The 25,506-nt window shown below is 74.1% G+C and carries 22 protein-coding genes and 2 pseudogenes; 16 read left to right on the top strand and 8 right to left on the bottom strand.

All coding sequences use genetic code 11. The annotated features are described in order from the left end of the window. A complete protein-coding gene (locus WKH84_RS02755) occupies positions 1-1,791 on the bottom strand; it encodes an HAD-IA family hydrolase (protein ID WP_341855551.1) in 1,791 nt (596 codons plus the stop codon). Between the two features lie 306 nt (positions 1,792-2,097). Here WKH84_RS02755 and WKH84_RS02750 point away from each other — a divergent pair, with 306 nt between their 5' ends. Then, on the top strand, positions 2,098-3,630 hold the full coding sequence (locus WKH84_RS02750; RefSeq protein WP_341855550.1) for an ATP-binding cassette domain-containing protein: 1,533 nt from the start codon (positions 2,098-2,100) through the stop codon (positions 3,628-3,630). A 137-nt stretch (positions 3,631-3,767) separates the two neighbouring features. Then, entirely contained in the window at positions 3,768-5,120 is a 1,353-nt protein-coding gene (locus tag WKH84_RS02745) for a UTP--glucose-1-phosphate uridylyltransferase (protein WP_341855549.1), read from the top strand. A gap of 1,727 nt (positions 5,121-6,847) precedes the next feature. On the opposite strand, the gene WKH84_RS02740 is transcribed toward WKH84_RS02745, so the two are convergent. From WKH84_RS02740 to WKH84_RS02725, 4 genes and pseudogenes are all read right to left on the bottom strand, one after another. Continuing rightward, entirely contained in the window at positions 6,848-7,069 is a 222-nt protein-coding gene (locus WKH84_RS02740; RefSeq protein ID WP_341855548.1) for a hypothetical protein, read from the bottom strand. Further along, positions 7,060-7,893, bottom strand: coding sequence for an aldehyde dehydrogenase family protein (locus WKH84_RS02735; RefSeq protein ID WP_341856751.1), 834 nt, complete (start codon positions 7,891-7,893; stop codon positions 7,060-7,062). The genes WKH84_RS02740 and WKH84_RS02735 overlap by 10 nt, the downstream gene beginning before the upstream one ends. A 136-nt stretch (positions 7,894-8,029) precedes the next feature. After that, positions 8,030-9,667 (bottom strand): annotated as a pseudogene (locus WKH84_RS02730) (bifunctional proline dehydrogenase/L-glutamate gamma-semialdehyde dehydrogenase); the annotation flags it as partial. Beyond that, positions 9,625-10,296 carry a hypothetical protein gene (locus tag WKH84_RS02725; protein ID WP_341855547.1) on the bottom strand — a complete coding sequence of 224 codons (672 nt, stop codon included), beginning with the start codon at positions 10,294-10,296 and terminating at the stop codon, positions 9,625-9,627. The gene WKH84_RS02725 and the pseudogene WKH84_RS02730, both read right to left, overlap by 43 nt. A 282-nt stretch (positions 10,297-10,578) precedes the next feature. Here WKH84_RS02725 and WKH84_RS02720 point away from each other — a divergent pair, with 282 nt between their 5' ends. Next, positions 10,579-10,983, top strand: coding sequence for a hypothetical protein (locus tag WKH84_RS02720; RefSeq protein WP_341855546.1), 405 nt, complete (start codon positions 10,579-10,581; stop codon positions 10,981-10,983). Positions 10,984-11,033: 50 nt separating this feature from the next. Here the strand turns inward: WKH84_RS02720 and WKH84_RS02715 are convergent. Further along, positions 11,034-11,651, bottom strand: a pseudogene (locus WKH84_RS02715) (thymidine kinase). Positions 11,652-12,259: 608 nt separating this feature from the next. Beyond that, the gene (locus tag WKH84_RS02710) at positions 12,260-13,036 is read right to left on the bottom strand and encodes a GNAT family N-acetyltransferase (RefSeq protein WP_341855545.1); all 777 of its coding nucleotides are present in this window, start codon (positions 13,034-13,036) and stop codon (positions 12,260-12,262) included. Between the two features lie 216 nt (positions 13,037-13,252). Between WKH84_RS02710 and WKH84_RS02705 the strand changes: the two genes are divergently transcribed. From WKH84_RS02705 to WKH84_RS02655, 11 genes are all read left to right on the top strand, one after another. Next, complete coding sequence (locus WKH84_RS02705; RefSeq protein WP_341855544.1) at positions 13,253-14,032, top strand: sugar phosphate isomerase/epimerase; 780 nt, start codon at positions 13,253-13,255, stop codon at positions 14,030-14,032. A gap of 115 nt (positions 14,033-14,147) precedes the next feature. Then, positions 14,148-15,179 carry a 3-oxoacyl-ACP synthase III gene (locus WKH84_RS02700; protein WP_341855543.1) on the top strand — a complete coding sequence of 344 codons (1,032 nt, stop codon included), beginning with the start codon at positions 14,148-14,150 and terminating at the stop codon, positions 15,177-15,179. After that, positions 15,176-16,366, top strand: a complete 1,191-nt coding sequence (locus WKH84_RS02695; protein ID WP_341855542.1) for an alpha/beta fold hydrolase — start codon at positions 15,176-15,178, stop codon at positions 16,364-16,366. The genes WKH84_RS02700 and WKH84_RS02695 overlap by 4 nt, the downstream gene beginning before the upstream one ends. Then, positions 16,288-17,844 (top strand): AMP-binding protein, encoded by a 1,557-nt coding sequence (locus WKH84_RS02690; RefSeq protein ID WP_341855541.1) that lies wholly within the window; start codon positions 16,288-16,290, stop codon positions 17,842-17,844. The genes WKH84_RS02695 and WKH84_RS02690 overlap by 79 nt, the downstream gene beginning before the upstream one ends. After that, entirely contained in the window at positions 17,841-18,833 is a 993-nt protein-coding gene (locus WKH84_RS02685; protein ID WP_341855540.1) for an NAD-dependent epimerase/dehydratase family protein, read from the top strand. The genes WKH84_RS02690 and WKH84_RS02685 overlap by 4 nt, the downstream gene beginning before the upstream one ends. 37 nt (positions 18,834-18,870) lie before the next feature. After that, positions 18,871-19,134, top strand: coding sequence for a hypothetical protein (locus WKH84_RS02680; RefSeq protein ID WP_341855539.1), 264 nt, complete (start codon positions 18,871-18,873; stop codon positions 19,132-19,134). Then, the gene (locus WKH84_RS02675; protein ID WP_341856750.1) at positions 19,035-19,505 is read left to right on the top strand and encodes a vitamin K epoxide reductase family protein; all 471 of its coding nucleotides are present in this window, start codon (positions 19,035-19,037) and stop codon (positions 19,503-19,505) included. The genes WKH84_RS02680 and WKH84_RS02675 overlap by 100 nt, the downstream gene beginning before the upstream one ends. Before the next feature lie 184 nt (positions 19,506-19,689). Further along, positions 19,690-20,226 carry a hypothetical protein gene (locus WKH84_RS02670; RefSeq protein ID WP_341855538.1) on the top strand — a complete coding sequence of 179 codons (537 nt, stop codon included), beginning with the start codon at positions 19,690-19,692 and terminating at the stop codon, positions 20,224-20,226. A 238-nt stretch (positions 20,227-20,464) separates the two neighbouring features. Continuing rightward, on the top strand, positions 20,465-20,575 hold the full coding sequence (locus WKH84_RS02665) for a helix-hairpin-helix domain-containing protein (RefSeq protein WP_341855537.1): 111 nt from the start codon (positions 20,465-20,467) through the stop codon (positions 20,573-20,575). 35 nt (positions 20,576-20,610) lie between these two features. Then, the gene (locus WKH84_RS02660) at positions 20,611-22,404 is read left to right on the top strand and encodes a ComEC/Rec2 family competence protein (RefSeq protein ID WP_341855536.1); all 1,794 of its coding nucleotides are present in this window, start codon (positions 20,611-20,613) and stop codon (positions 22,402-22,404) included. After that, positions 22,308-23,171, top strand: a complete 864-nt coding sequence (locus tag WKH84_RS02655; protein ID WP_341856749.1) for an MBL fold metallo-hydrolase — start codon at positions 22,308-22,310, stop codon at positions 23,169-23,171. Before WKH84_RS02660 ends, WKH84_RS02655 begins: the two co-directional genes overlap by 97 nt. Here WKH84_RS02655 and WKH84_RS02650 read toward each other — a convergent pair. Beyond that, positions 23,123-23,644 (bottom strand): helix-turn-helix domain-containing protein, encoded by a 522-nt coding sequence (locus tag WKH84_RS02650; protein ID WP_341855535.1) that lies wholly within the window; start codon positions 23,642-23,644, stop codon positions 23,123-23,125. The two genes, WKH84_RS02655 and WKH84_RS02650, sit on opposite strands and share 49 nt — an antisense overlap. Before the next feature lie 91 nt (positions 23,645-23,735). Between WKH84_RS02650 and WKH84_RS02645 the strand changes: the two genes are divergently transcribed. Next, complete coding sequence (locus WKH84_RS02645) at positions 23,736-24,425, top strand: GNAT family N-acetyltransferase (protein ID WP_341855534.1); 690 nt, start codon at positions 23,736-23,738, stop codon at positions 24,423-24,425. Between the two features lie 82 nt (positions 24,426-24,507). Beyond that, a complete protein-coding gene (holA, locus tag WKH84_RS02640) occupies positions 24,508-25,464 on the top strand; it encodes a DNA polymerase III subunit delta (RefSeq protein WP_341855533.1) in 957 nt (318 codons plus the stop codon). The last annotated feature ends 42 nt before the right edge of the window (positions 25,465-25,506 follow it).

The following is a 25,506-nucleotide window of genomic DNA, read 5'->3' as shown; positions in this document are numbered from 1 at the left end:
CTAGGGGAGGCGGGGCGCGGCGCGTTCCGTCCCCGATGCGCGGTGCGACACCGCGTGCCATCCGCACCTCGCCGCGGCCTCGACGTGACGAGGCGAGTCGTCCAGGAACGCGATCCGCTCCGGCGGGATCTCCTCGCCGAGCACCTCGCCGATCCGCGCCCTCGCCCGGGCGAAGGCCTCCGGGTCGGGCTTGGCGGCGCCGAGGTCCGCGGTGTTCAGCAGGAACCGGCCGTCCTCGCCGACGACGTCCTCGAGCCCGAGCGCGGCGAGCTCCTCGGGGACGCGGTCGGTGCCGTTGGTGAGGACGAACACCGGGGCGCCGGCGGATCGGAGGTGGAGCAACATCGTGCGCACGCGCTCGTCGACCTCGGCCGGGGTGGTCGCCCAGCGCCTCACAGCGGCTCGGGCGTCGGCGGGAGCGCTGCCCTCGGCCACGAGCCGCTCCGCGGCGAGCTCTCGCCAGCGGGAATGGGTGCCGCGCCCCCTGACCACCTCGTCGAGGTAGGGATGGCCGAGGATCGCTCGGAAGCTCGTCCCTTCCGTCGTCCCCGTCATCGCATCGAGCTCGTCCCACAGCGATGCGTCGAAGACCCGCAGCACGCCGTCCAGGTCCGAGACCACGACCCGGATTCCGTGCTCGGCGACGAGCTCTCCCAGGGCGAGCAGGGAGTCGGTGCGCGTCGTGCCGTCGGAGGACATCCGCTCATCGTAGGCCCGGGGTGCGGCGTCGCGGCCGACCATGACGATGCCGCCGCCGTCGGCTCGGCTCCTCAGGAGCTCCCCGCCCTCTCCCCGGAACGCCCACGACGTCTCGCGAGGACCTGCGCATCGCGCGACGAGACTGGGCGGATGACCCCTGACCGTGTCCCCTTCACGCCGCTCGAGGAACGGATCGACCGGTGGGCGCGGCGCCGCACCTCGGCCCTCGCGACCACGGGCGGGACGTGGCGGGCCCGCCTCGTGGAGCTCGTCGTGTTCGGCCTCAAGCAGGCCTGGGCGTGTGGTCTGCGCGGTCGCACCGGGGCGCGTCCACTGCGCCGCCGGCCGGCCCGTCGGCCCCCAGGTGGGGTTCCCGTCGACGTCGGTGCGCCAGAACCAGCAGGCGTCGCGCTCGGCGACGCGCCCCGCGGGCATGTCCTGCCAGGCCTCGCGCCGGCCGAAGGCGGTCAGGTCCAGCAGTGCGAGGGTCGGATCGGAGATCTCCGTGCCGCGCCCCGTGATCGCGTAGGTGGGGAAGACGCGGTCGCCCTCGCCCTCGCGCACGTAGCACTGCAGGTAGCCCATGTCGCCGCCGATCGGCGGGGCCGTCTCCCGCACCGAGAACCACGGCTCGGTGTAGCCCATGAACGCCACGAACGGCGCGACCTCCTCCCAGGCGCCGGTGGTGAGGATCGCGAAGGACACGCCGGCGGCGCGCAGATAGCACGCGTCGTGCAGATGCCAGGCAGTCATCGTGCGGCCCTCGCACTGGCCCTGGTGCGGGGCGTCGTCCCACCACATGTGCTGGTAGACGAGCGACTCGTCGCGCCCCTCGAAGAGGCTGCGGAAGGGGACGGGGCCGTCGGCCCCCACCACCGTCGCGTCGCCGTCGACCTCGAGCATCGGCATGCGGCGGCGCTTCGCGGCGAGGGCGTCGCCGGCGCGGGTGTGCGCCTTCTCCTCGAGCAGCGGCTCGGCGCGGGCGGCTTCCCAGGTCTCCCGGTCCACCACCTCGGGCAGGCCGGGACCGGGAGCGCCGGCGCCGTCGGCAGGAGCGTCGTCGGCAGGAATCCTGTGCGGATGGTCGGTCATGTCGCCTCCAACGGATCGCGCGTCGGACGGCGGTGCCCGGTGCGCTCCACCACGAGTCAAGCACCGCTCGGGTGCCGGGGGAAGGCCTCCGGCGTCGACCGGGCGGAAATCGGGTGACAGCGCCGCCGGGTCGATCCTACGGTGGCCCCATGACGACCTGCTTCCTCGGCACCTGCGCCATCGCGCGCCCCCGCGCCCGCCGCTGACGGCGGCGCCCCTCCACCACCCCGCGCGCGCCGTCCGGACCTCCACCGGGCGGCGCTCCGCCGTGCCCGGTGACACCCACCACCGGAAGGCACCCGAACCATGTCCCAGCGGACCACCTCTCATCTCCGCGCCCGCGAGCTGCAGCTCTCGCGCGGCGGGCGCGTCCTCCTCACCGGCATCGACCTCACCCTCGTCCCCGGAACCGTGCTCGCCGTGGTCGGCGAGAACGGACGCGGCAAGACCACCCTCCTGGACGCGCTGGCCGGGACGCTCGAGCCCGACGCCGGCACCGTCGAGCGCCACGGCGCCCTCGGCATGGTGCGCCAGGAGCTCACCACCGCCGACGCCGCCGGCCCCCGCACCGTCGGCGGCCTGCTCGATGCGCCGCTCGCCCGGCCCCTCGCCGCGGCGCGCGAGCACGACGCCGCCGCCGACGCGCTCGCCGACGGCACCGCCGAGGCCGCGCGACGCTACGACGACGCTCTCGCCCGGGTCACCGCCCTGGACGCCTGGGACGCGCCGCGGCGGCTCGAGGTCGCCCTCGAGGAGGTCGGCGCCGTCACCGAGCGCGAGCGCGAGCTGACCGCCCTCTCGGTGGGACAGCGGTACCGGGTGCGGCTGGCCGGCGTGATCGCCGCCCGCGACGAGATCCTCGCTGCTCGACGAGCCCACCAACCACCTCGACGCGAGGGGGCTCGCGCACCTCACGCGGGCACTGCGCGAGCACCCCGGCGCGGTCGCCCTGGTCTCCCACGACCGGGCGCGCTGGAGGACGTCGCCACCTCCGTGCTCGACCTCGACCCCACCGAGGACGGACGCCCCCTGCTCGTCGGCGGCGGGCTCGCCGACTGGGAGCAGGCCCGGCGCCGCGCCCGCACGGCCTGGGAGGACGCCTACCGCGCCCAGCAGGAGGAGCAAAGATCGCCTCCAGGCGGGAGCCGATGCGGCCCGCTCGCGCCTGTCGACCGGATGGCGACCCGACAAGGGCACCGGCAAGCACCAGCGGCAGTCCCGCACACCCGGCACCGTCCGCGCCCTGAACGACCGGCTCGCCCGGCTCGAGGAGCACCGCCTGGACGTGCCGCCCCCGCCGCCGCGGCTGTCGCCGCCGGACTCCGGCACGCCCGCCGGGACCCCGCTGCTGCGCGCCGATGGCGTGCGGGTGGACCGGGCCGATCGGGGCCGGGACGCTCCGGGCTCGGCCTGTGGGGGCTACGCCGGTGCCGGTTCCGCCGGTGCGGAACGGGCACCGGACCCGCCGGTCCCGCCCCGGCCGCCCGAGACGACTCTGCGCCTCGAGGGCGGGGACCGGCGCTGGTCGTCGGACCCAACGGCGCCGGGAAGACGTCGCTGCTGCGGGTGCTCGCGGGCGACCTCGCGCCGGACGCAGGAGCGGTGCGAGTGCTCGGCCGTGCCCGCCTGGCCCTCCTCGCCCAGGAGGACGAGCGGCAGGAGCCGCGACGCGGCGACCCGGGGGGAGCGGCGCCGCCGGGCCCTGTCGCGGCTCTTCTCCGAGCGGCCCGACGTCTTGCTCCTGGACGAGCCCACCAACCACCTCGGCATCAGCGGTGTGGACGATCTGCTGGAGGCGCTCGAGCGCACCCCGTCGGCCGTGGTCGTCGCCAGCCATGACCGCGCCGTCGCGCGCCGCCTGGCGCACTGGCCGCGCCTCGATCTCGGCGAGGCGGTGCGGTGCGCGGCCGGGCGAGCGGGAGTCGATACGCTGTGACCATGAGCAACGAAGGACTCGCCGCGGCCGCGGCGAGAAGATGAAGGACGCAGGGGTCGCGCAGACCGCGATCGACGTCTTCTCCCACTACTACGGGCGACTCGAGGAGGGGGTGACCGGCACGATCCCCGAGGACACGATCGAGCCATACCTGGACCCCACCCACCTCGACGACGTGAAGATCGACGTGGCCGAGGCGAAGAAGGTCTTCGACAAGCTCGCGATCATCAACCTCAACGGCGGCCTCGGCACCTCCATGGGGCTGGACCGGGCGAAGTCGCTTCTCCCCGTGCGGGACGGGAAGAGCTTCCTGGACCTCATCGTCGAGCAGGTACTCGCCGCCCGCCGCGGCACGAACTCGCGCCTGCCGCTGATCTTCATGAACTCCTTCCGCACCCGCGAGGACACCCTCGAGGTGCTCTCGAAGTACCCCGACCTGCCCGTCGGCGACCTGCCGCTGGACTTCCTGCAGAACAAGGAGCCCAAGCTCCGCACCGACGACCTCACCCCCGTCGAGTGGGAGGCGGACCCCGACCTCGAGTGGTGCCCGCCCGGCCACGGCGACATCTACACCGCCCTGCAGACCTCGGGCCTGCTCCAGCAGCTGCTCGACGCCGGCTTCAAGTACGCCTCCGTCTCGAACTCCGACAACCTCGGCACCGTGCCGAGCCCGGTGCTCGCCGCCTGGTTCGCCTCCACCGGCGCGCCCTACGCCGCCGAGCTGTGCCGCCGCACCCCCGCGGACCGCAAGGGCGGCCACCTCGCGGTGCGCACGTGCGACGGGCGGCTCATCCTGCGCGACACCGCGCAGACCCCGGCGGAGGAGATGGACTACTTCACCGACGAGCACCGTCACCCGTTCTTCCACACCAACAACCTGTGGTGGGATCTCGAGCGACTCGACGCGATCCTCAAGGAGCGCGACGGCGTCATGGGCCTGCCGCTGATCCGCAACGAGAAGACCGTGGACCCCTCCGACAAGTCCTCCACGCCCGTCTACCAGATCGAGTCCGCGATGGGCGCCGCGATCGAGGTGTTCGACGGCGCGACCGCGATCGTCGTCGGCCGCGACCGGTTCTTGCCCGTGAAGGCCACCAGCGACCTGCTCCTGATCCGCTCCGACGCCTACGCTCTCGACGAGCGGGGCGCCCTGGTCCAGCAGGTTCGGAGCGTGCCGTCGGTGTCCCTGGAGTCCGGCTCCTACAAGCTGATCCAGGACTTCGAGCTCCGCTTCCCGCAGGGTGTGCCCTCGCTCAAGGAGGCCACGAGCCTCGACGTGCAGGGCGACTGGACCTTCGGGGCCGACGTCGAGATCGTGGGCGAGGCCGTGCTCGGCGAAGAGGGCGGCGAGGTGCCCGAGGGCGCCCGCGTCGGCACCCCCGCCGCCGGCTGACCCCGGCCGGAGCCGGGGCCGTCGGCCACGGGCCCGACCCGTCGGCCGGCCCCGAACCGGAGAACTGTGCGGTTGGCTCGGCCTCCGGCCCGGTCTTCCTCACCGAGTCGCATCTGGACCGCTATGACCACGTGGTGACGGTCCAGATGCGAGACTCGGTGCGTCCTGGGCCGGCCGCCGCCCTTCCGGGAGTCGGGAGCAGGGAGCAGGTCGGCGGCGCGCCGGGACCACTGCCCCGAAGAACGGCGCCCTGGCTCGCCATCGGCGTCGGTGGGGGTGGAGAGCTCGAAGCACCCAGCGGTGACGCCTCCGCCGGCCGAGCTCTGGGGAGGAGAAGTGGCGCGGCGGCGCGACCTCGACGTTGTGGAAGGGCGATCGGTGGATCCTGCCGTCGGACGATCCTGTCGGCATGTCCCACGCGCCGAGTCCGCTGCCCGAGGCACTCGACCACGCCGTCCTCACCACTCAGGAGGTGCTCGCGGCCGGTGTCAGCAGGGCCCGCCTACGGCGCGAAGATCTCCGGACCTTGGCTCCCGGCCTTTGGGCGAGGAACGACCGTTCCGTCACCGAACGCGAGATCATCGCCGCGCTGTGCAGGAGAGACCCTGGTGCCTTCGCAGCCGGACTCACCGCCGCCAGGCTCTGGGGCTTCCCGCTGCCCGGGGTGTTCGCCGCGCAGGTGACGGAAGCACCGAAGCAGTCACGGGTGGTCGATGGAAGGGTTTCCCATCGACCCGGGAGGAATAGCGTCGACGGTCGGATTCACATGGCTCGCCACGGAGCACGGCCGCGGGAGACCGCGGCCGCTGCGGTGGAGTCGTCTCACCTGTCCCGTCGTGCTCCTCGAGGACCGGCGCGGGAAGTCGCCCACGGTCCGACTCACGTCGAGGGTGCGGACGTTCCTCGACCTCGGCGCTCAGATCAGCGTCGACGCCCAGATCGCGATCGGGGACCATCTCGTGCGTCGTCCGCGCCCGGAATTCGAGGGGCGTGCCGAGCCGTACGCGACGCTCTCGGAGCTGCGAGCGGCCGTCGACACGTATCGGGGGCGAGGGGCGCGTCGACTCCGCGAGGCGGTGGCCCAGGTCAGGCTGAGCAGTGACTCCCCACCGGAGACAGCGCTGAGACTTGCCATGGTCGCAGCGGGCCTTCCCGAGCCGCTCGCGAACGCGGCCGTCGTGCAGGAGATCGAGGGCGGGGAGCTCGTGGATCTCGGCGAGCCTGATCTCCACTGGCCGCAGTGGAAGGTGGTGCTCGAGCACGAGGGGCCGACGCATCTGGAGCGAAAGCGGCTGAGCCGCGACGTGACGCGTGGCGACCGACGCATGAACGCGGGATGGGTGGAGCCGCGCACAACCTCCGATGACCTGCGCTACGGGTGCCGACGGGCGGTGGAGCGAGCACGGCGAGAGCTCGCTGCGCGCCGGATGGAGTCCGGAGCGGGACCGGCCTCACAGTGGTCAGGCCCTCACTCCGCGGAGCGTTGCATGAGCTGGTCGAGCAGTGCGCACAGCGCCTGCCCTTCGTGCGTGCGTGGTCGGCCGGCTTTCACGTCCCCCGACGGGCGTGCGTACCCAGGCATACGTGCTCTGGCGGATACGAACTCGCCGAGTCGCTGCATCTGGGCCGCCACAGAGGATTGGTGACGGTCCAGATGCGGCACTCGATGGGCCAGGTCGGTGCGACGGGCCGGCCGACGGGGTCAGGCCGGCCCCGCCCCCGGGCGGTCAGCGGGGGCCAGTGGCCCAGCCCTTGCCGCCGGTGAGGTCCAGGGGGTGGGGCGGCGGGTTGCCGTAGCGGTGGTTCGTCGCGCTGATCGCCTGCTCCTGCAGGAAGGTCAGCGACTCGACGCGACCCGAGGCGAGCACGGGGCCGGTGAACAGGGCGACCTCCACGCGCTGGGCGTTGGCGGCCCGCGGCGCGTCGTCGACCTCTCCGATCACGCGCACGCGGCGCTGGGCGAGCCGGCCGAGACGGGCGGCGAAGGTCGCCGCGTCCTCGTGGACGACCGAGGCAGGCGTGTCCCCGGCCCGCGCGGTCGGGAGCGCGCGCCTCGTCGGCGACCGAGACCTCTACCTCGGCGCCGGCGGTGCGGGCGGCGTGCGAGACCCGCTCGAGCTCGGCAGGCGTCGTCCCGTCGGCCGCGCGGACCATGACCGGCGCCGGCAGGTGGCGCAGAGGTTGATCTCGCCGTGGACCTCCTGCTCGTCGCGCGCGGCGAAGAACTCGTCGATCTCCGCGCGGTCGGAGTCGCGCGCCGCCTCGAGCCAGGCCTGCGGGTCCTCGGTGCGGGGGGGACGGAAGCGGAGTCGGCGAGGTCCTGCAGGTGCGGCAGGTAGTGCGGGCCGCCCGCCTTCGCGGTCTGCCCGATCGCGGAGCGCTTCCAGCCGCCGAAGGGCTGTCGCTGCACGATCGCGCCGGTGATGCCCCGGTTGACGTAGAGGTTCCCCGCTTCGACGTGCTCGGTCCACCAGGCGATCTCGGAGGGCTCGAGGGAGTGCGGCCCCGCGGTGAGCCCGTAGTCGGTGCCGTTCTGCATCCGCACGGCGTCCTCGAGGGTGTCGGCGTGCATGATGCCGAGGACCGGTCCGAAGTACTCGGTGCGGTGGAAGGCGGAGCCCTCGTGCACGCCGATCCGCACGCCCGGCGTCCACAGCCGTCCCTCCTCGTCGAGCTGTCGCGGCTCGGCGAGCCAGGTCTCGCCCTCCCCGAGCTCTGTGAGGCCCGCGGCGAGCTTCTCGCCGGGCGGCTCGATGATCGGCCCCATCCGCACCGTCGGGTCGACGGGTTCGCCGACCTCGAGGGACAGCACCGCATCGGCGAGCCGCGTTGAAGCGGCGGGAGCGGGAGACGGAGCCGACGGTGATCACGAGGCTCGCCGCGGAGCACTTCTGCCCGGCATGGCCGAAGGCCGACAGCGCCACGTCCCGGGCGGCGAGGTCGAGATCGGCCTGCGGGGTCACGATGATCGCGTTCTTGCCGCTGGTCTCGGCGAGGATCCGCAGATCGGGGCGCCAGGACGCGAACAGGGCGGCGGTGTCGTAGGCGCCGGTGAGGATCAGCTGGTCGAGGCGGGGATGGGCGATGAGGGAGCGGCCCACCTCGTCCTCGGGCACGTCCACGAGGGTGAACACGCCCTCCGGCACCCCGGCCTCGTGGAAGAGACGGCCCAGCGACGCCCCGCGGCGTCGCGCCTGCGGGGCCGGCTTCATGATCACGGCGGCGCCGGTCACCAGCGCGGCGAGAGCCCCGCCGGTCGGGATCGCGACGGGGAAGTTCCACGGCGGGGTGACCAGGGTCAGAGCGCGCGTGGCGAGGTCGAGGTCGCCCCGCGCGGCGAGGCGCTCGGCCTGCTCGGCGTAGTAGAGCGCGAAGTCGATCGCCTCGCTGACCTCGGGATCGCCCTGCTCGAAGGTCTTCCCCGTCTCGGAGGCCATCACCTCCAGCGGCTCGGCGCGGTGCGCGGCCAGGGTGCCGGCGACTCGGCGGAGCACCAGAGCGCGCTTCTCGACCGGCATCGCGGCCCAGGCCGGTCGCGCCGCGAGCGCCGCCTGCACCGTCGCCTCGACCTCGTCCGTCGTGGTCAGACGCGCGGCACGGGCCTCCTCGACGCCGAGCTCCGAGCCGCGGATGCGATGGGTGATGCCGGCGGCCCACTCCTGGTTCCCGGCCGTGGACAGGTCGGTGTCCGGGGTGCCGTGGAAGGCGCCGGGCACCGCGGGCGCCGCGAGGTCGCCCAGCTCGAGACGCGCTCCGGTCTCCGCCGCACGGTCCTGGACCCGGTGCGTGTCCGGGGCGTCCTCGATCCGGGCGAGGTCGAGGGCGCGGGTGAACCGGTCCTGCTCGCGGGCGAACAGCTCCTCGGAGGAGTCGAGGTCGAAGGCCGCGGAGAGGAAGTTCTCCGAGGAGGCGTTCTCCTCCAGACGACGCACCAGGTAGGAGACGGCCACGTCGAAATGACGCGGGTGGACGATCGGGACGTACAGGCGCATCGTCCCGGTCGCCTCCCGCACCACGGCCTGTCGCCCCGGGGCCATGCCCGCGAGCATCTCGAACTCGACGCCGTGCCCGGGACCGGTGGGGATCCCGCGCTCGGCCATGAGCAGGTGGGCGAAGGCGACGTCGAAGAGGTTGTGCCCGGCGACGCCGAGGTGCACGGCCTCGAGCCGGCCCGGGTCCATCGCCTCGAGCAAGATCCGCTTGTACTGGGCGTCGGTCTCCAGCTTCGAGGGCGCCGGGGCCTGCGGCCAGCCGTGCACCGAGGCGTCGACCTTCTCCATCGCGAGGTTCGCCCCCTTGACCAGCCGCACCTTGACCGGTGCGCCGCCGTCCGCGACCCGCCGCTCGGCGAAGCGGCGCACCCGCGCCATCGCCCGCGGCGCATCGGGGAGATAGGCCTGCGGCACGATCCCGGCGTGCGGCTGGGCGAGCTCGGGACGGTCCAGGAGCGTCTCGAAGACCTCCAGGGTCAGCTCGAGATCCCGGTACTCCTCCATGTCGAGGTTCAGGAAGGTGGGGAAGTCGGCGCGTGCGGCGTCGAGATAGATCGGCGAGCAGCGTCTCGACCACGTGGTCGACGGTCTCGGCCGCGCCCCACAGCGGCAGGTGCTCCACGATCGAGGACACCTTGATCGAGACGTAGTCGACGTCGGGGCGGGAGACGATCTCGTGCACGCCCGCGAGGCGCCGTCGCGCCTCCTGCGCGCCGAGCACGGCCTCGCCGAGCAGGTTGATGTTCAGCGTCGTCCCGTCGGCCGTGAGCCGGGAGAGGGAGGCGGTCAGCGGCCCGGGCCGGGCATCGAGGATCAGATGGGAGACCATCCTGCGCATGGCGGCGCGGGCGGTGGGCACCACGACCGAGGGCGCCAGTCGCGAGGCGGCACCGCCGAGGCCGACGACGCGGCGCGCGGGGCGGGGAGGAAGGCCGGCGGGTCCTGGGCGAGGCGACGCGCTCGACCGCCGCGGCGCGGGGGTCCTCGGGCCGGATCACCCGGTCCACGAAGGCGAGCGTGAAGTCGAGCCCCTTCGGATCGCGCAGCAGGTCGGAGAGGAGTCCGGCGGCGGCCGGGACCTCGCGTCCGGCGGCCTCCTGCACCCAGGCGCGCACCTGGGCGGCGACGTCCTCGGCGGTGGAGGCGGTCGTGCGCAGGGCGTCGCGGTCGGAGGGCTGGGGCACGGGGGACAACGCGGGTCTTCTCCTCGATCACGGATCTCGCCGGACCCTCGCGGGCGACGGCGCGGGCACCATCGCCCGTCACCCCGATCGTAGGTCCTCGGCGGGCCCGCGGCGGCCCCGAGCGGCGCCCAGACGTGGAGATCCTGTGACCGGATCGGGACGGTTCCGGGACGACTCCGCGCGGACCGTCCGGTCAGGATCCGCTCCGAGCACCACGGCGACTGTGACACGATGCGGGAGCACACCGCACCACACACCACCCGGACGCCACTGGAGGCATCGATGAAGAAGTTCATTTTCCTGGCCGGTCTCGGCATCGGCTTCGTGATCGGGTCCCGTGCGGGCCGCGGCCCCTACGAGTCCCTCGAGCGCACTGCCCGCCAGGTCGCCGACGATCCCGAGGTCCAGCGCCGCGCGACGCAGGCCAAGGACACCGCGACCCGCGTCGCGCAGGACACCGCCGGGACCGTCAAGGACAAGGCCCCCGAGGTCGCCTCCGCCGCCCAGGGAGCGGTGGTCGGCGCGGCCGGCGCCGCGAAGGAGCGCCTCTCGAACAGCTCCGATGCGACCCTCGACGAGGACGCGGCGAAGGTCGCGGACGCCTCCGCCGACACGGACCTTGCCGACGGCGGCGCGGCCGCCGGCGGCGACGCCGAAGTGGGCGAGGACAAGCCCCTCAGCTCCTGAGCAGGCCCCGGGTCCGACGGGCCCGCCCCGACGCGCGCGGCGCGCCGGCCTCACCCCAGCACGGTGACGCCGGCGCGCCGCTGCTCGTCCATGAAGCAGTTCCCGCACAGCGACATGTAGGTGACGACGCCGTGGTCGCCGTCGTCGATCGCGACCTGGTCGCCCTCGAACACGAACCGCTCGCCGACGCGCCGGCAGTTGAACTCGGCCTGCGCGCCGCGCCGCGGCACATCGTCGGCGACTTCTCCACGTTGTCCGCGAGCTCGAACAGCCGCGCGCCCCGGGGAAGGTCGTGGTGCGGAAGTCGGTGCGCGACCCGTAGCAGATCACCGAGATCGCGTCCTGCTTCGCGATGCGGAAGAGCTGGTCGATCTGCGCGGCTCGAGGAACTGGGACTCGTCCACGAGCACGCAGTGCAGCGGCCGCAGGCCCCGCTCGTCGGCGGCCCGGGAGACCCGCTCCCGCAGGTCCTCGCCCGGATGGGCGAGCACGTCCACGCGCCGGCTCGCCCCGCCGCGGGCCACCACCCAGTCCTCGCCCTTGGTGTCCAGGGCGGGCTTGACCGTCAGGGTCGCCAGCCCTCGTTCGTCGTAGTTGTAGGCGGTCTTGATCAGGGTGTCGGACTTCCCGGAGTTCATCGCTCCGTACTTGAAGTGCGGCTTGGCCATGGGTGGGGTGCTCCGGGGTCGCGGTGGGTCGGGGGAGTGGGCGCAGGGACGGGCGCGGAGGGGCGGGGGCGCGGGCTCAGAACGCGTCGAGCACGCTCGGCCGGGGGCCGGCCAGCGGCGCGTCGAGCGGCGCCTCGGCGGGCGCGTCGGCCTCGGCGCGCAGTCCCAGCCGACGGGCATCGGCGAGGAGCGGCCGCCGACGAGCAGCAGCGAGGCCGCGTGGACGTCGAGCAGGACCGTTCCCGCGGTCGCCTCGCCCGAGGGAGCGGCCGACGGCCCGGTCGACGACTGCGCCGAGGTCGTTCCGCTCCCCGGGACCGGGACGGCGCGGACGCGCCCGTCGGCCACGTGCACGTCGAAGAGCCCCGCGGCACGGCAGGTGCCTGCGGGGACCGTGTCGTCCGTGACCTCGAGCCGCGCCGCGCCGGAGAGCCCGGCCGGTGCCGGCCGTGCCTCGAGCAGGGCCGCGGTGTCGACCACGCGCATCATCACCAGCGGCACCGTCCCGCCGGCGGGACGGGCGCCGCCTCCGGGCGACACGTCCAGCACGGGATCCTCCGTCCGCACGCGCGACCGCACCGACTCGGTCACCGTCGACCAGGAGCCGATCACGCGCGAGCAGGGCGCGGAGGTCCTCCCGGTCCCGCCCCAGCACCTCGTGCACCTCGAGACCGGGACCCTCGCCCCTGCGCCGGGTCCAGGAGGCGTAGCCGCGATCCAGGCCGTCCGCGCCGACGAGCGCGACGGCCTCCCAGCCCTGACCGGGGGGCCCGGCCGGGAACAGGGGCCCCTGTCGACGCAAAGATGGCGTTGTCCCCGGCCGTGAGCTCCTCGTACAGGGCGCGCACGCGCGGCATGCTCGCAGCGGTGACCGGGACGGTGCGCCGGCCGGGCACGGACCGCAGTCGCTGCAGGTCCACCAGCGGCACCTCGAGCGTCTCGACGCGCGCGATCACCTGATAGCCGTGGCGGCGGTAGATCTCGGGGTTCGAGGGATAGAGCATCGAGACCGGCAGCGACTCCTCGTCGCAGCGGGCGAGCACCCCAGCGAGCGACTCGGCGAACAGCCCGTCGCCGCGATGCGCGGGATGGACCGCGAGCCCGGCGACGCCGCCGCGGCCGCACCCGGCCGCCGCCGAGGGAGATCTCGTCGTGCCGGATCCGCGCGGCCGCGGCGAGCACCCCCTCGGCTCCTCCCGGCGGCGCCGCCGAGTCGATGCCGACCGCGCTCTGACCCGGGGAGAGGGGAGCGGAGGCGGCGGGATCGTCGGGATCGACGGACCCGCCGAAGGCGCTGGAGGTGAGCGACCTGTAGGCGAGGGCGTCCGTCGGGGTGAGTTCTCGGACCGGCATGCGGACGAGTCTAGGGGCGCGCGACGGTGCATACTTGCCTCGCGAGACAGCCCAGGAGGTGCCGTGAGTCCACGCCGAGACAGCGAGTCGGAGAACCCGTCCACGAACGGGGGCCGCAAGCCGTTCACCCGCCCCAACAGCGCGCGCGCGGGGCGCGCGAGGCGCTGTCCCGTCGTCTCTCCGCCGGGGATCCGCGCAGCGAGCAGTCGCCGCGCCGCCGCATCCCCGTTGGCCTGTCCACCTCCTCCGTGTTCCCCTCGGGGGTGGAGGAGGCGTTCCGTCTCGCCGCCGAGATCGGCTACGACGGCATGGAGGTGATGGTCTCCTATCCGCGCGACAGCCAGGACCCGGACCTGCTGGCTGAGTACTCCCGCCGCTACGGCCTGCCGATCCTCTCCCTCCACGCCCCGACGCTGTTCTTCCTGCAGGGGCTGTGGGGTCGCGACGCCTGGGTGAAGATCGAGCGCACGATCGAGATCGCGAAGGCGCTGGACGTCCCGACGATCGTCGCCCATCCGCCGTTCCGGTGGCAGGGGAAGTACGCGCGCGGCTTCGTCGAGGGCGTCGCCCGCCTCGAGGACGAGCACGGCATCGCGATCGCGGTCGAGAACATGTACCCCTGGCGGCTCGGGGTGCGCGAGGTGCTGAACTACCTCCCCGACCACGACCCGACCGACGAGGACTACGCCCATGTCACGGTCGACCTCTCCCACGCCGCGACCGCCGGGGACGACGCACTGGAGATGATCGAGCGGCTCGACGACAGGCTCACCCACCTCCACCTCGCCGACGGGTCCGGCAACACCACCAAGGACGAGCACCTGCCGCCCGGCGAGGGCAACCAGCCCTGTGCGGAGGTGCCGCGGCGCCTCGCCAACCGCGGCTGGGAGGGCTCGGTGCCGCTGGAGGTCACCACCAGCCGCGACCCGGTCGCGCGCGAGCGCACGCCGCGTCAGTCCCTCGCCTTCGCTCGCCACCACCTCGGCCACCACCTCGAGGACGGGGACGTGGGATCCGCCACCCCCTGAGGGACTCCCCAGGCTCCGGTGGGAGGATGGCGGAGGCATGTGCCGGGCTCCGCGCGGCCGCCATGCATCGACGACAAGCACACGAACTGATCGAACGACGAGGTAGCGCAGGCAGATGGGGAACGGCAACACAGGGATCGTCCACTCGAACACGAGCCTGCTGGCGGTCGAGGGGACTCTGCCGCAGGTGACGGTGACCTCGGACGAGATCGACGAGATGCTGGCCCCGGCCCGCAAGCGGTCGCGCCTGCCCAAGGGCGTGCTGCAGCGCGTCGCGGGCGTCTACGAGCGCAAGTGGTGGCGCGACCGCGAGAACGGCTGGAAGCAGGGCGTCGTGCTCGCCGCCGAGCGCGCGATGGCCAAGGCCGGGATCATGCGCGACCAGGTGGGGTCGCTCATCAACGCCTCCGTCTCCCGCCGTCACCTCGAGCCCGCGGTCTCCACGGGCATCCATCACTCGCTCGGCCTGCCGGCGGCCTGCATGAACTTCGACATCACCAACGCCTGCCTCGGCTTCGTCAACGCGATGACCATGGCCGCCGGCATGATCGACTCCGGCCAGGTGAAGTACGCGCTGATCGTCGGCGCGGAGGACGTCGAGGACGTCCAGCGCGGCACGATCGAGCGCCTGAACACCAAGGGCTCGACCCGCGCCGATTTCAACAACCAGTTCGCCTCGCTCACCCTCGGCTCCGGCGCCGCGGCCGCCGTGCTGGGCCCGGCCGACGAGCACCCCGAGGGGCACCGGCTGAAGGTCACCCAGGCGCGCTCGGGCACCGAGCACCACGAGCTGTGCGTGGCGAACATGGAGGACATGCGCACCGACTCCAACGGCCTGCTCGAGAACGGCATCAACCTGATCGTGGACACCTGGAAGGCTGCGAACGATTCCGGTCTCGACTTCAAGGGCGTCGACTACGTCATCCCGCACCAGGTCTCGATGGTCTACACCCGCAACTTCTCGAAGATCACCGGGGTGGGGATGGAGCGCATCCCCGTCACCTTCCCGGACTGGGGGAACATCGCCGCGGAGGCGGTGCCGATGACCCTCGCGCACATCCAGGACGACATCGAACGCGGCCAGCGGGTGCCGCTGATGGGCGTCGGCTCCGGACTGAACACGGCGATGATGGAGGTCCAGTGGTGAAGAGCACCCCCGGGATCCCCGACGTGCCGGGCCTGGACCCGGTGCCGCACCGCACCGAGCAGGTCCGCGACCACACCGGCGAGCCGCGCCAGTGGCACCTGCTGGACTCCGGCCCCTGGCTCGCCGAGCGCGGCATCACCCCGCGCGGCACCCTGCTGGCCGTCCACGGCAACCCCACCTGGTCCTTCCTGTTCCGCTCCCTGGTGCGCGAGGACATCCCCTGGCGCCTCATCGCCGTGGACCAGCTCGAGATGGGCTACTCCGAGCGCACTGGCGTGACCCGCCGCTACCAGGACCGCATCACCGACCTCTCCCTGCTGACCGATGCGCTGTCCCTGCACGGGCCGGTCGTCACCGTCGGCCACGACTGGGGCGGGCTGATCTCGACCGGCTGGGCGCTGGACAACCGCCACGACGTGGTCGGCATGATCCTCACCAACACCGGCGTGCACCAGCGGATCGAGGAGGCGCGCCGAAGGCGCTGCGCAGCTCGCGACCACCCCCGGCTTCCGCACCGCCTCGACCTCGCTGACCGACGCCTTCCTGCGCACCACCCTGTCGCTGTCGAAGCCGTCGCTGCCCAAGGAGATCCAGGACGCCTATCTCGCGCCCTACCGCTCCCGCTCGCGCCGCCGCGGCATCGACCAGTTCGTCGCCGACATCCCCGCCGCCGCGGACCACCCCTCCCGCGCCACCCTCGACCGGGTCGCCGAGGGGCTCACCCACCTCCAGGTCCCCACGCTCTTCGCCTGGGGCCCGCGCGACATCACCTTCTCGGACCGCTTCCTGCGCGACCTGATCCAGCGCGTCCCGCACGCGGACGTGCACCGCTTCGAGGGCGCCTCCCACCTGGTGTGGGAGGACGCCGACGTCGCCGGCCTCGTCGCCCAGTGGCTCGAGGCGAGCTTCGACACCGCCGGCACGCCCCGCACCGAGGCCCCGGCCCGGCGCCCCGTCTCCTCCTACGCCGCCGAGCAGGTGCCCGCCGCCCCGATCGGCGCGCCGATCGCGCGCCTGGCCGCGGATCCGGTGCACGCCCATCGTCCGGCCGTGGTCGAGCTCGGCGCCGAGGAGGACGGCGGCACGCGGGAGATCTCCTGGTCGCTGCTTGCACCGCCGCGTCGAGGACATCGCCGCGGGCCTGCTCGGCCACGGGGTCCGCCCCGGCGACCGGGTCAGCCTGCTGATCACCCCCGGCGCCGACCTCACCGGCGTGCTCTACGCCTGCTTCCGGATCGGTGCGGTGGCCGTCGTCGCCGACGCGGGCCTCGGCACCCAGGGCCTGACCCGCGCCGTGATCGGCTCCCACATCGACTGGCTGATCGGCATCCCGAAGGCGCTCGTCGGCGCCCGCGCGATGGGCTGGCCCGGCCGACGGATCAGCGTCGAGCAGCTGCCCACCGTGGACCGCGCCGCGCTCGGCGTGGAGACGTCGATCGCGGAGCTCGCCCGCTCCGGCGCGCTCCAGCGCGAGCTCGGCGCCCCGCTGGACGTGGCCCACCCGGATCCCGACGCCGACGCGGCGGTGCTGTTCACCTCCGGCTCGACCGGCCCCGCCAAGGGCGCGGTCATGACGCATCGCCAGCTCAGCGCCATGTTCGCCGCCGTCGGCGACACCCTCGACCTCGCCCCCGAGCGAGGCCTGGTCGCCGGTTTCGCGACCTTCGCACTGCTGGGCCCTGCCCTCGGCGCGCCGACCGTGGTGCCGGACATGGACATCACCCGTCCCGGCGAGCTCACCGCTCCGGCGCTGGCCGCCGCGATCGGCGCGCTCGGCCGCCCCGCCGTGTTCACCGCCCCCGCCGCGCCGCGGAACATCCTGGACACCGCGGGAGAGCTCGACGAGGCCGGTCGCGCCGCGATGGCCGGCGCCGCGAGCTTCTTCTCCGCCGGCGCCCCGATCCCCGCGCACCTGCTGCAGGGGCTGGCGGAGATCATGCCGGAGGCGAAGGCGCTGACCCCCTACGGCATGACCGAGTGCCTGGCCGTCGCTGCGATCGACCTCGAGGGCATCGAAGCGGCGGGCCCCGGCTCCGGCGTCTGCGTCGGCACCCCCGTGCCCCGGGTCGAGATCGCGATCGCGGTGATGGACGACGAGGGCCGCACCACCGGCGAGATCACGGAGGAGGCCGGCGTGACCGGCGAGATCCTCGTGCGCGCCCCGCACGTGCGCGACCGCTACCTCATGCTCTGGGGCACCACGCACACCTCCATGCGCTTCGAGGGCTGGCACGCCACCGGCGACGTCGGCCACCTCGATACGGCCGGACGGCTGTGGGTCGAGGGGCGTGCCGCGCACGTCCTGGCCACGGCCGACGGGCTGTTCACCCCCGTCCAGGTCGAGGACGCCGCCGAGGCGGTGCCGACTGTGCGCCGCGCCGGCGCCGCCGTCGTCGGTCCCCGCGGCACCCAGCAGGTCGTCGTGATCCTCGAGACCGAGGACGGCCACCGGCCCGGGAAGGCGGCGCGCCCGAAGCCTGCCGCCCCCTCCCTCTCCGAGGCCGTGCGCCGTGCCGTGCGCGAGCGCGCCGGCGTCGAGGTCGTGGCCGTGTTCGAGACCCGAGCGCCGCCCACCGACATCCGCCACAACTCGAAGATCGACCGTGCGGCGCTGTCGCGCTGGTCCGAGCAGACCCTGCGGGGCGAGCGGGCGGAGGCTCTGTGAGCGCCCCGACCGTCCTGGTCACCGGCGCCTCGGGCATGCTCGGCGGTGCCGTCGCGACCGCCCTGCGCGACCGCGGCGCCACGGTCCGCGCCTTCCAGCGCCGTCCCGCCGGGATCGACGGCGTCGAGGACGTCTGCGGCTCCCTCACCGAGGCCGACGACGTGCGCCGCGCCGTGCAGGGCGCGGACGCGGTCGTCCACCTCGCCGCGAAGGTGTCGATCTCCGGTCCCGAGAGCGAGTACCGGGCGATCAACATCGGCGGCACGGAGAACGTGCTCGACGCGCCGCGCGCGAACGGCGGCGGCACTCTCGTGAACGTCTCCACCCCGTCGGCCGCGCACCTGGGACGCGCGATCGTGGGCCTTGACGCGACCCCCGCCGATCCGGAGCGGGCCCGCGGCCCCTACGCCCGCACCAAGGCGGCCGCCGAGCCGCTCGCGATGGACGCCGACGGGAACGACGGGATCTCCGTGACCTCGATCCGTCCCCACATCGTGTGGGGGCCGGGGGACACCCAGCTCGTCGGGCGGATCGTCGACCGCGCCGCGAGCGGCCGCCTGCCGCCGCTGGACGAGGGCATGGCCCTGATCGACACCACCTACGTCACCAACGCCGCCGACGCGATCGTCGCCGCGCACGACCGGATCGCGGACGTGCACGGGCAGAGCTTCGTGATCTCCAACGGCGAGCCGCGGACCGTCCGCGACGTCTTCGCCGGCTGGTGCGAGGCCGCGGGGGTGCCCGCCCCGACCCTGCGCGTCCCCGGCGGCGTGGCCCGCCTCGCCGGACGGCTCATCGAACGGGTGTGGGAGAAGCGCCCCGGTCACGACGAGCCGCCGATGACCGAGTTCCTCGCCGAGCAGATGTCCACCGCGCACTGGTTCGACCAGCGCCGCACGCGCGAGATGCTGCAGTGGACGCCGCGCGTGAGCATGGACGAGGGCAACGCCCGCCTCGCGCAGTGGTTCCGCGAGCATCCCGTCGTCTGAATCCTCCAGCCCGTCACATCGCACGGAAGCCGAGCCCATGAGCGAGAAGAACACCGACCCATCCGCCACCGGGGCGGCCTCCACGCCGGAGCATGCCCCGGCCGACGACGCCGCGGCGCGCGCCGAGATCGACGCCGAGCTCGCGGCCGAACGGGCCTCCCGCCCGCGGGCGAGCGACCGCCTGGCCGGCCTGGTGCTGCGCTGCTGGGCGGGATCATCGGCTGGATCGCCTCCCTCGAGCTGCAGGTCGGCAAGGAGTTCCTGCTCGCGAACCCCGGGGCCAGCCTCGGCTGCGACGTGAACCCCTTCATCTCGTGCGGCAACGTGATGATGACCTGGCAGTCCTCGGCGCTGGGCATCCCGAACATGGCGATCGGGCTCGCCGGGTTCGCGATCATGGCCGCGGCCGGTGCGCTGATGGTCTCCGGCACGCAGCCGCCCACCTGGTTCCGCTGGGCACGGCTCGGCGGGATGACCTTCGCCTTTGGCTACATCCACTTCCTCGCGATCTCCGCGATCTTCGTGATCCGTGCGCTGTGCCCCTGGTGCATGGTCATCTGGACCGTCACCGCACCGATGTTCTTCGCGACCCTGGCCCGCACGATCGAGCACGGCGACCTGAAGTCGCCCGCCCCGCTCGCAGGACTGCTTTGCGCCGCTGGGGGTCGCTGACCGTGCTGTGGTACCTGATGGTCATCGTCGTGATCGCCGCCGCGTTCTGGCGGCAGTGGCTGGTCGTGCTCGGCCTCGACTGATCCGGGCCGGGGGCCTGATCGTTCCTCCACAGCGCCCCGCCGTCCCCAGGGCGGCGGCTGGGCTCGGACGGCGCCTGCCTCGCGCGCCTAGGTTCGCGGGCATGGGAGCACCACTTGGGACCGAGGAGCGCGGCACCGCGGCGCGGCATCGCCGCACCGGGCGACCGCTGATCCGCCGACGCGACCACACCGCCGAGCGGCCGCGACGTCGACTGCCCTTCCCCGCCCCGCCGGCCTCCGCGCTGATCGGCATCGCGGTGCTGGTGCTGATCGGCGCCGGGGTCATCCACCTCTCCGGCACCGGCTCGGCGATCCCGCAGGAGGAGCCTGCCGGGGTGACGGTCACGGAGGGCGAGGCGGCCGGCCAGGAGGGCGGCGCCGACGGCGAGGGATCGGACGGGGCCGAGGGCGCCGACGATGACGGTGACCTCGAGGGAGGCGACGGGACGACCGGGGACCGAGCCGAGTCCTCGGGGGACCCCGCCGCCACCGCCTCCTCCGCCCCGACCGAGCTCGTCGTCCACGTCTCCGGCGCCGTCGCCTCTCCCGGCGTGGTCCGCCTCCCGCCCGGCGCCCGGGTCGACGACGCGCGCGCGCCGCCGGCGGCGCGACCGGTGAGGCGGAGCTCGCCTCCGTGAACCTCGCCCGCCCTGTCGTCGACGGCGAGCAGATCCACGTGCCCGTCCCTGGGGAGGAGCCGCCGGCCGTCGCCGCCCCGGCGCCCGCCGCGGACGCTCCGCCCGCGGGCGACGCCGGTGCCGGAGACGGGACGGCGGGCGACGGGGGAGAGGTCGGCGGCCTGATCGACCTGAACACCGCGAGCGTCGCCGAGCTCGACGAGCGCCCGGCGTCGGCCCCGCGATCGCGCGGCGCATCGTGGACCACCGCGAGCAGAACGGGCCCTTCGAGAGCGTCGATCAGCTCGAGGAGGTCTCTGGGATCGGCCCCGCCACCCTCGAGAAGATGCGCGACAGGGCGACGGTGTGAGCGCGCCTCCCCGGAGCGAGGCGCGGACATGACCCGTGCGGATCTGCGCCTGCTCGCCCGGCGCGACCTGCGTCTGGGCGCTCGCGGTGCTCGGAGTGACCGCCGGCGGCGCCGCCGCGATCGCCGCCGGGGCCGTGTTGGTCTCCCTCGCCCTGACCGCCCTGGCCCTGCTCGGGCCCGCACGCGGCGCGCGCACCATCCTCGCCCACCTCGCATTGGTGCTCCTCGCCGGGTCGCTCCTGGTCCCGGCGCCGCACCGCCACGACCACACCGCCGACGTGCTCGGCGAGGCCGCCGCCGACGGGCTCGTCGTCGAGCTCACCGTGATCGCGGGAAGCGACCCCGCACCGCCGAGCGGCGGCCCGGAATGGTCCCGCACCGGTCTGCAGATGATGGCCCGCACCGAGCCGGGCCCGGCACGGATCGGACGGACGCAGGAGCGACTCACCGCCGCCGTGCCCGTGCTCGTGCGCGCCGACGGCGAGGTCGCGGAGGGACTCGCCCGGATCCGCGACGGGGAGCCCGTCCAGGCGCGGGGGCGGGTCTCGGGCGATGCCTCGCTGATGGTTCTGCGCGCCACGGAGGTCGGTCCCGCGCAGGAGGCGTCGGGCGGTGTCGGGCCGGGCCAGGAGACCCGGCACCGCCTGCGGCAGATCGCCCGCGACGCCACCGCTCATCTCCCGCCCGACGAGGCCGCGCTCGTGCGCGGCATGACCACCGGGGACACCAGCGGCATGGGGGAGCAGACCGAGGAGATCATGCGCCGCGCCGGGATCTCGCATCTGGTGGCCGTCAGCGGAGCGAACATCGCCCTCGTCCTCGCCGCCGTGCTCGGGCCGCTGCTGCTGGCCGGGGTGCGCCGCCGTCCCCGCCTGCTGATCGCCGCGACCGTGGTCGCGGGGTACGTGTGGCTGGTCGGCGACGAGCCGAGCGTGCGGCGCGCCGCGACCATGGCCGCACCACTGCTCGCCGCACGGTTCGCCGGCGTGCGCGCCTCCCCGGTCGCGGCGCTCGCCCTCACCGTCGCGCTGTGGTCCGTGCTCGACCCCGTCACCGCCGCCTCGATCGGCTTCCTGCTCTCCGCCCTCGCGACCGCGGCGATCCTGCTCGCGGCACCGCCGCTCGCCCGCGCGCTCGAGCAGATGAGCGGCGGACGGATCGGCCGGACGGGCGCGCTCGTGCTCGCCGTGCCGCTCGTCGCCCAGGCCGCCTGCACGCCTGTGCTGATCCTGCTGACTCCCGAGGTCTCCGCCTGGGCCGTGCCCGTGAACATGCTCGTCGGCCCGCTCGTCGGCCCCTCGACCGTGCTGGGCCTCGTCGCGCTCGTGCTCGGAGTGCTCTGGCCCGGCGGGGCCGCGGTGCTGTACGGGATCGCCGCAGGAGGGGCCCATCTGGTGCTCTTGATCGCCCGCACCGCCGACGCCCTGCCCGGCTCCCGCATCGCCGTGCCCGACGGGACCAGCGGCGTGCTCGGCGCGATCGCCGTGCTCCTGATCGCCGGCCTCGCCGTCGCGGGGAGGCGCCGTCCCGCCGTCCGCTGGGCCACCGCGGTGGTGCTCGTCATCGCGCTCGCCCCCGGCATCGGGCGGATCTTGCCGGTGCGCGGCACCCCGGCTGGAGCCTCGCCCTGTGCGCGGTCGGCCAGGGCGACGCGCCGCTGCTCTTGCGCCCCGCCGACGCCGCCCGGGACGGGCCGACGGTCCTGGTGGACACCGGCCCCGACCCCGCGGCGCTGGACGCCTGCCTCGACCTGCTCCAGGTGCCGGACATCGACCTGCTGGTCCTCACCCACCCGCACGCCGACCACACCGGCGGGAGGGACGCGCTGACCGGGGCGCGCACCCCGGCGGCGCAGTGGGTGTGCCCGGCGCCGGCCTCCGCGGCCGACGTCGTCCCGGGAGCGCCCGTCGAGGTCGCGACCACCGGCACCGGCTGGGAGCAGGACGGCCTCGCCCTCACGGTGCTGTGGCCGGACTCGGCCGACGCCGCCGAACGGGCCAGCGCCGCCGAGCAGGGATCCGGGGAGGGGGACGCCGCGAACGACTGCTCGATCGCGCTCGAGGTGCGCTGGGCCGACGGGACGCGCCTGGTCACCCTCGGCGACCTCGAACCCGCCGCGCGAGCAGCGCGGCTCGCCGCGACCGAGCCGGGCCCGGCGGACATCGTCAAGGTCGCCCACCATGGCTCCCGCTTCCAGCACGCCCCGCTCTACGAGCGGCTCGACCCCGACCTGGCACTGGTCCCGGTAGGGCAGGAGAACACCTTCGGCCATCCCACCGACGAGCCGCTGGACCTCGTCCGCGGCACCGGCGCCCAGGTGCTTGCGCACCGACGTCCACGGCACCGTGGTGCTCCCCACGGGCGAGGACGCCGCGCCGCGGAGCGTCGGGCCCGCGCGATAGGCGCGGCGGTATCAGGCGCCGTCGCTCGATGGGTCCGCAGGCGGCAGGCGGGGATGGTCCGTCGGATACATGGCGGTCAGCGGCGCGAAGGAACGAGTGCCCTCGGAGGTCGGCGGCGACCGGCTGTACTCGCCCACCAGCTCCATCACCCGCTCCCAGAACTCCGCGGCCTGTCCGGGGAGATCCACGCATAGCGGGTCACGCCGCGCAGGTCGTCCTCCTCCACCGCCGCAGCGGACTCCTTCGCCGCGGTCTCGAAGAGGCCCGGCTCGTCGCGGCGCGGGGGCAGGCGGACGTCGCCGACGGCGAACAGACGCGCGGTGCGGCCGTAGAACGCCTCCTCGCGTCCGCGCACCCGGCGCGTGCGGACGATCCGCGACACCCCGGCGTCGTGGAGGACCTTCACATGGTGGGCGATCGTGCTCTTCGGACGATCGACGGCGGCGGCGAGCTCCTGCACGCTCGCGGCCCGCTCCAGCAGCGACTCGAGGAGCGTCCCCCGCGACGGATCGAAGATCGCCTTCACCACCGCCGGGTCGGTGACGACCTCCACCTCGGCGAGGGAGTAGTCCGGCAGGGCAGGGGCGCTGGGGGCGCCGTCCAGCACGGAGCCGTCCGGCACGGAGCGGTCCGGCGCCGAGCGCTCCGGCCGCGCACTTGTCGACATCTCGCGCTCACTCCTCTACGCTCACTGATCGAAGGAACTGGATCAGTGGATCGACTGTACCCCGGCACCGCCGGGGCCGGACAGCGAGGACATGGTGAGCACCAGGGACCGGACAGGGGCGACAGCGGCGTCGGCCGGCGGGGGACGTCCCGCGGGGGACGCGGCACCGGGGGAGGAGGTGCGCTCGGGCACGAGGCTGACCGTCCGTCCTCTCGATGCGAGCACCTGGGAGGACTTCGCCGAGCTCGTCGAGCGCAACGGCGGGATCTTCGGCGGCCGCTGGTGCATGGGCCACCACGCCACCGAGGACGGCACCTCCTTCCACAGGATCCCGGGCCTCGACAAGCGGGCGGCGAAGGAGAAGCTCGTCCGTGCCGGTCGCGCCCATGCCGCGCTGGTCTACGACGAGGCCGGCGTCGCACAGGGCTGGGCGAAGTACGGACGCCTCGCGGAGCCGCCGCTGCTGGCCCAGCACCGCCGCGCCTACGAGAAGGAGCCCGGCGCTCTGCCGGACTGGCGCATCGCCTGCTTCTACACCGACACCAAGCACCGCCGCGAGGGAGTGGCACGCGCCGGGCTCGCCGGTGCCCTGGACTACATCGCAGCCGACGGGGGAGGGACGGTCGAGTCGATCCCGGAGATCGTCAGCGGCCGCACCGCCCACGGCCGGTTCCTCTTCCAGGCCTCCGTCGAGCTCTTCGAGGAGCACGGGTTCGAGCGGGTGAAGCAACTCGGGAAGTGGGCCTGGCTCGTGCGTCGCGAGGTGCCGCCGGCGGCGTGAGCCCCGCCCTCCACAGAGTGAATCCCGCTGTCGGGGGAGACCGCTAGGATCGTGCAGTCCCCCTGAGCAGTGAGGAGCTCCCGTGAGCGATGTCGAGTGGCACAGCGTCGCCCTCGCACCGATCGTGCTCGTCCACGGCACGGAGGGTCTGATCGCCGACCGAGCCGTGCGGCGCCTGCGCGCCCTGGCCAAGGAGGCCGATCCCTCCGTGGAGGTCCACGACCTCTCCGGCGAGGCCCTCGGCCCCGGCGCCCTGGCCCAGGTCGCAAGCCCCTCCCTGTTCGGCGAGCCGCGCCTCGTGGTGGTTCCCGAGCCGCAGTCCGCCCCGGACTCCCTCGTCCTCGAGCCGCTCGACTACGTGAAGGCTCCCGAGCAGGGCGTCACCCTCGTGCTCGTCCACCGCGGCGGCAATCGCGGCAAGAAGCTCCTGGACGCCCTGAAGAAGGCGGGCGTGCCCCGCGTGGACGCGAGCCCCGTCAAGCGCGCCGCCGACAAGCAGGCCTTCGTCGCCGCGGAGTTCGCCCGTGCCCGCCGCCGCATCCAGCCCGACGCTCTGGTCGCCCTCGTCGACGCCTTCGGCACCGACCTCGCCGAGCTCGCCGCGATCAGCCGCCAGCTGATCGAGGACACCACCCCCGACCCGGGCGAGCGGCCCGGCCAGGTGACCGTCGCCGAGGTGCACGCGCTGACCTCCGGCCGCGTGGAGTCCACCGCCTTCGCCGTCGCCGACGCCGCGATCGCGGGCAAGGAGCAGGACGCGCTGCAGCCGCTCCAGCAGGCGCAGCCTCGCCGGCGCCGACCCCGTCCCGATCGTCGCCGCGATCGCCTCGAAGGTCCGTTCGCTGGCGAAGGTGTCCGCACCGAACGCGACCCCGCGCGACCTCGGCATGCCCGACTGGATCTTCGCGCAACCTCTCCCGGGAGGCGAAGAGCTGGAACGACCGCTCCCTGGCCCGGGCGATCGAGGCAGTGGCCCGCGCGGACCACGAGGTCAAGGGCGCCGGCCGCGACCCGCAGTGGTCGGTGCGGCGCATGGTGATGGAGATCTGCCGGGCGCGCCGCGCCCGCTGAACACCGCTCG

This window comes from Brachybacterium sp. GPGPB12, from assembly GCF_038396325.1.
GTDB lineage: Bacteria > Actinomycetota > Actinomycetes > Actinomycetales > Dermabacteraceae > Brachybacterium > Brachybacterium conglomeratum.
Note: the sequence above shows the minus strand (reverse complement) of the source record. Positions and strands in the feature narration are given on the sequence as shown.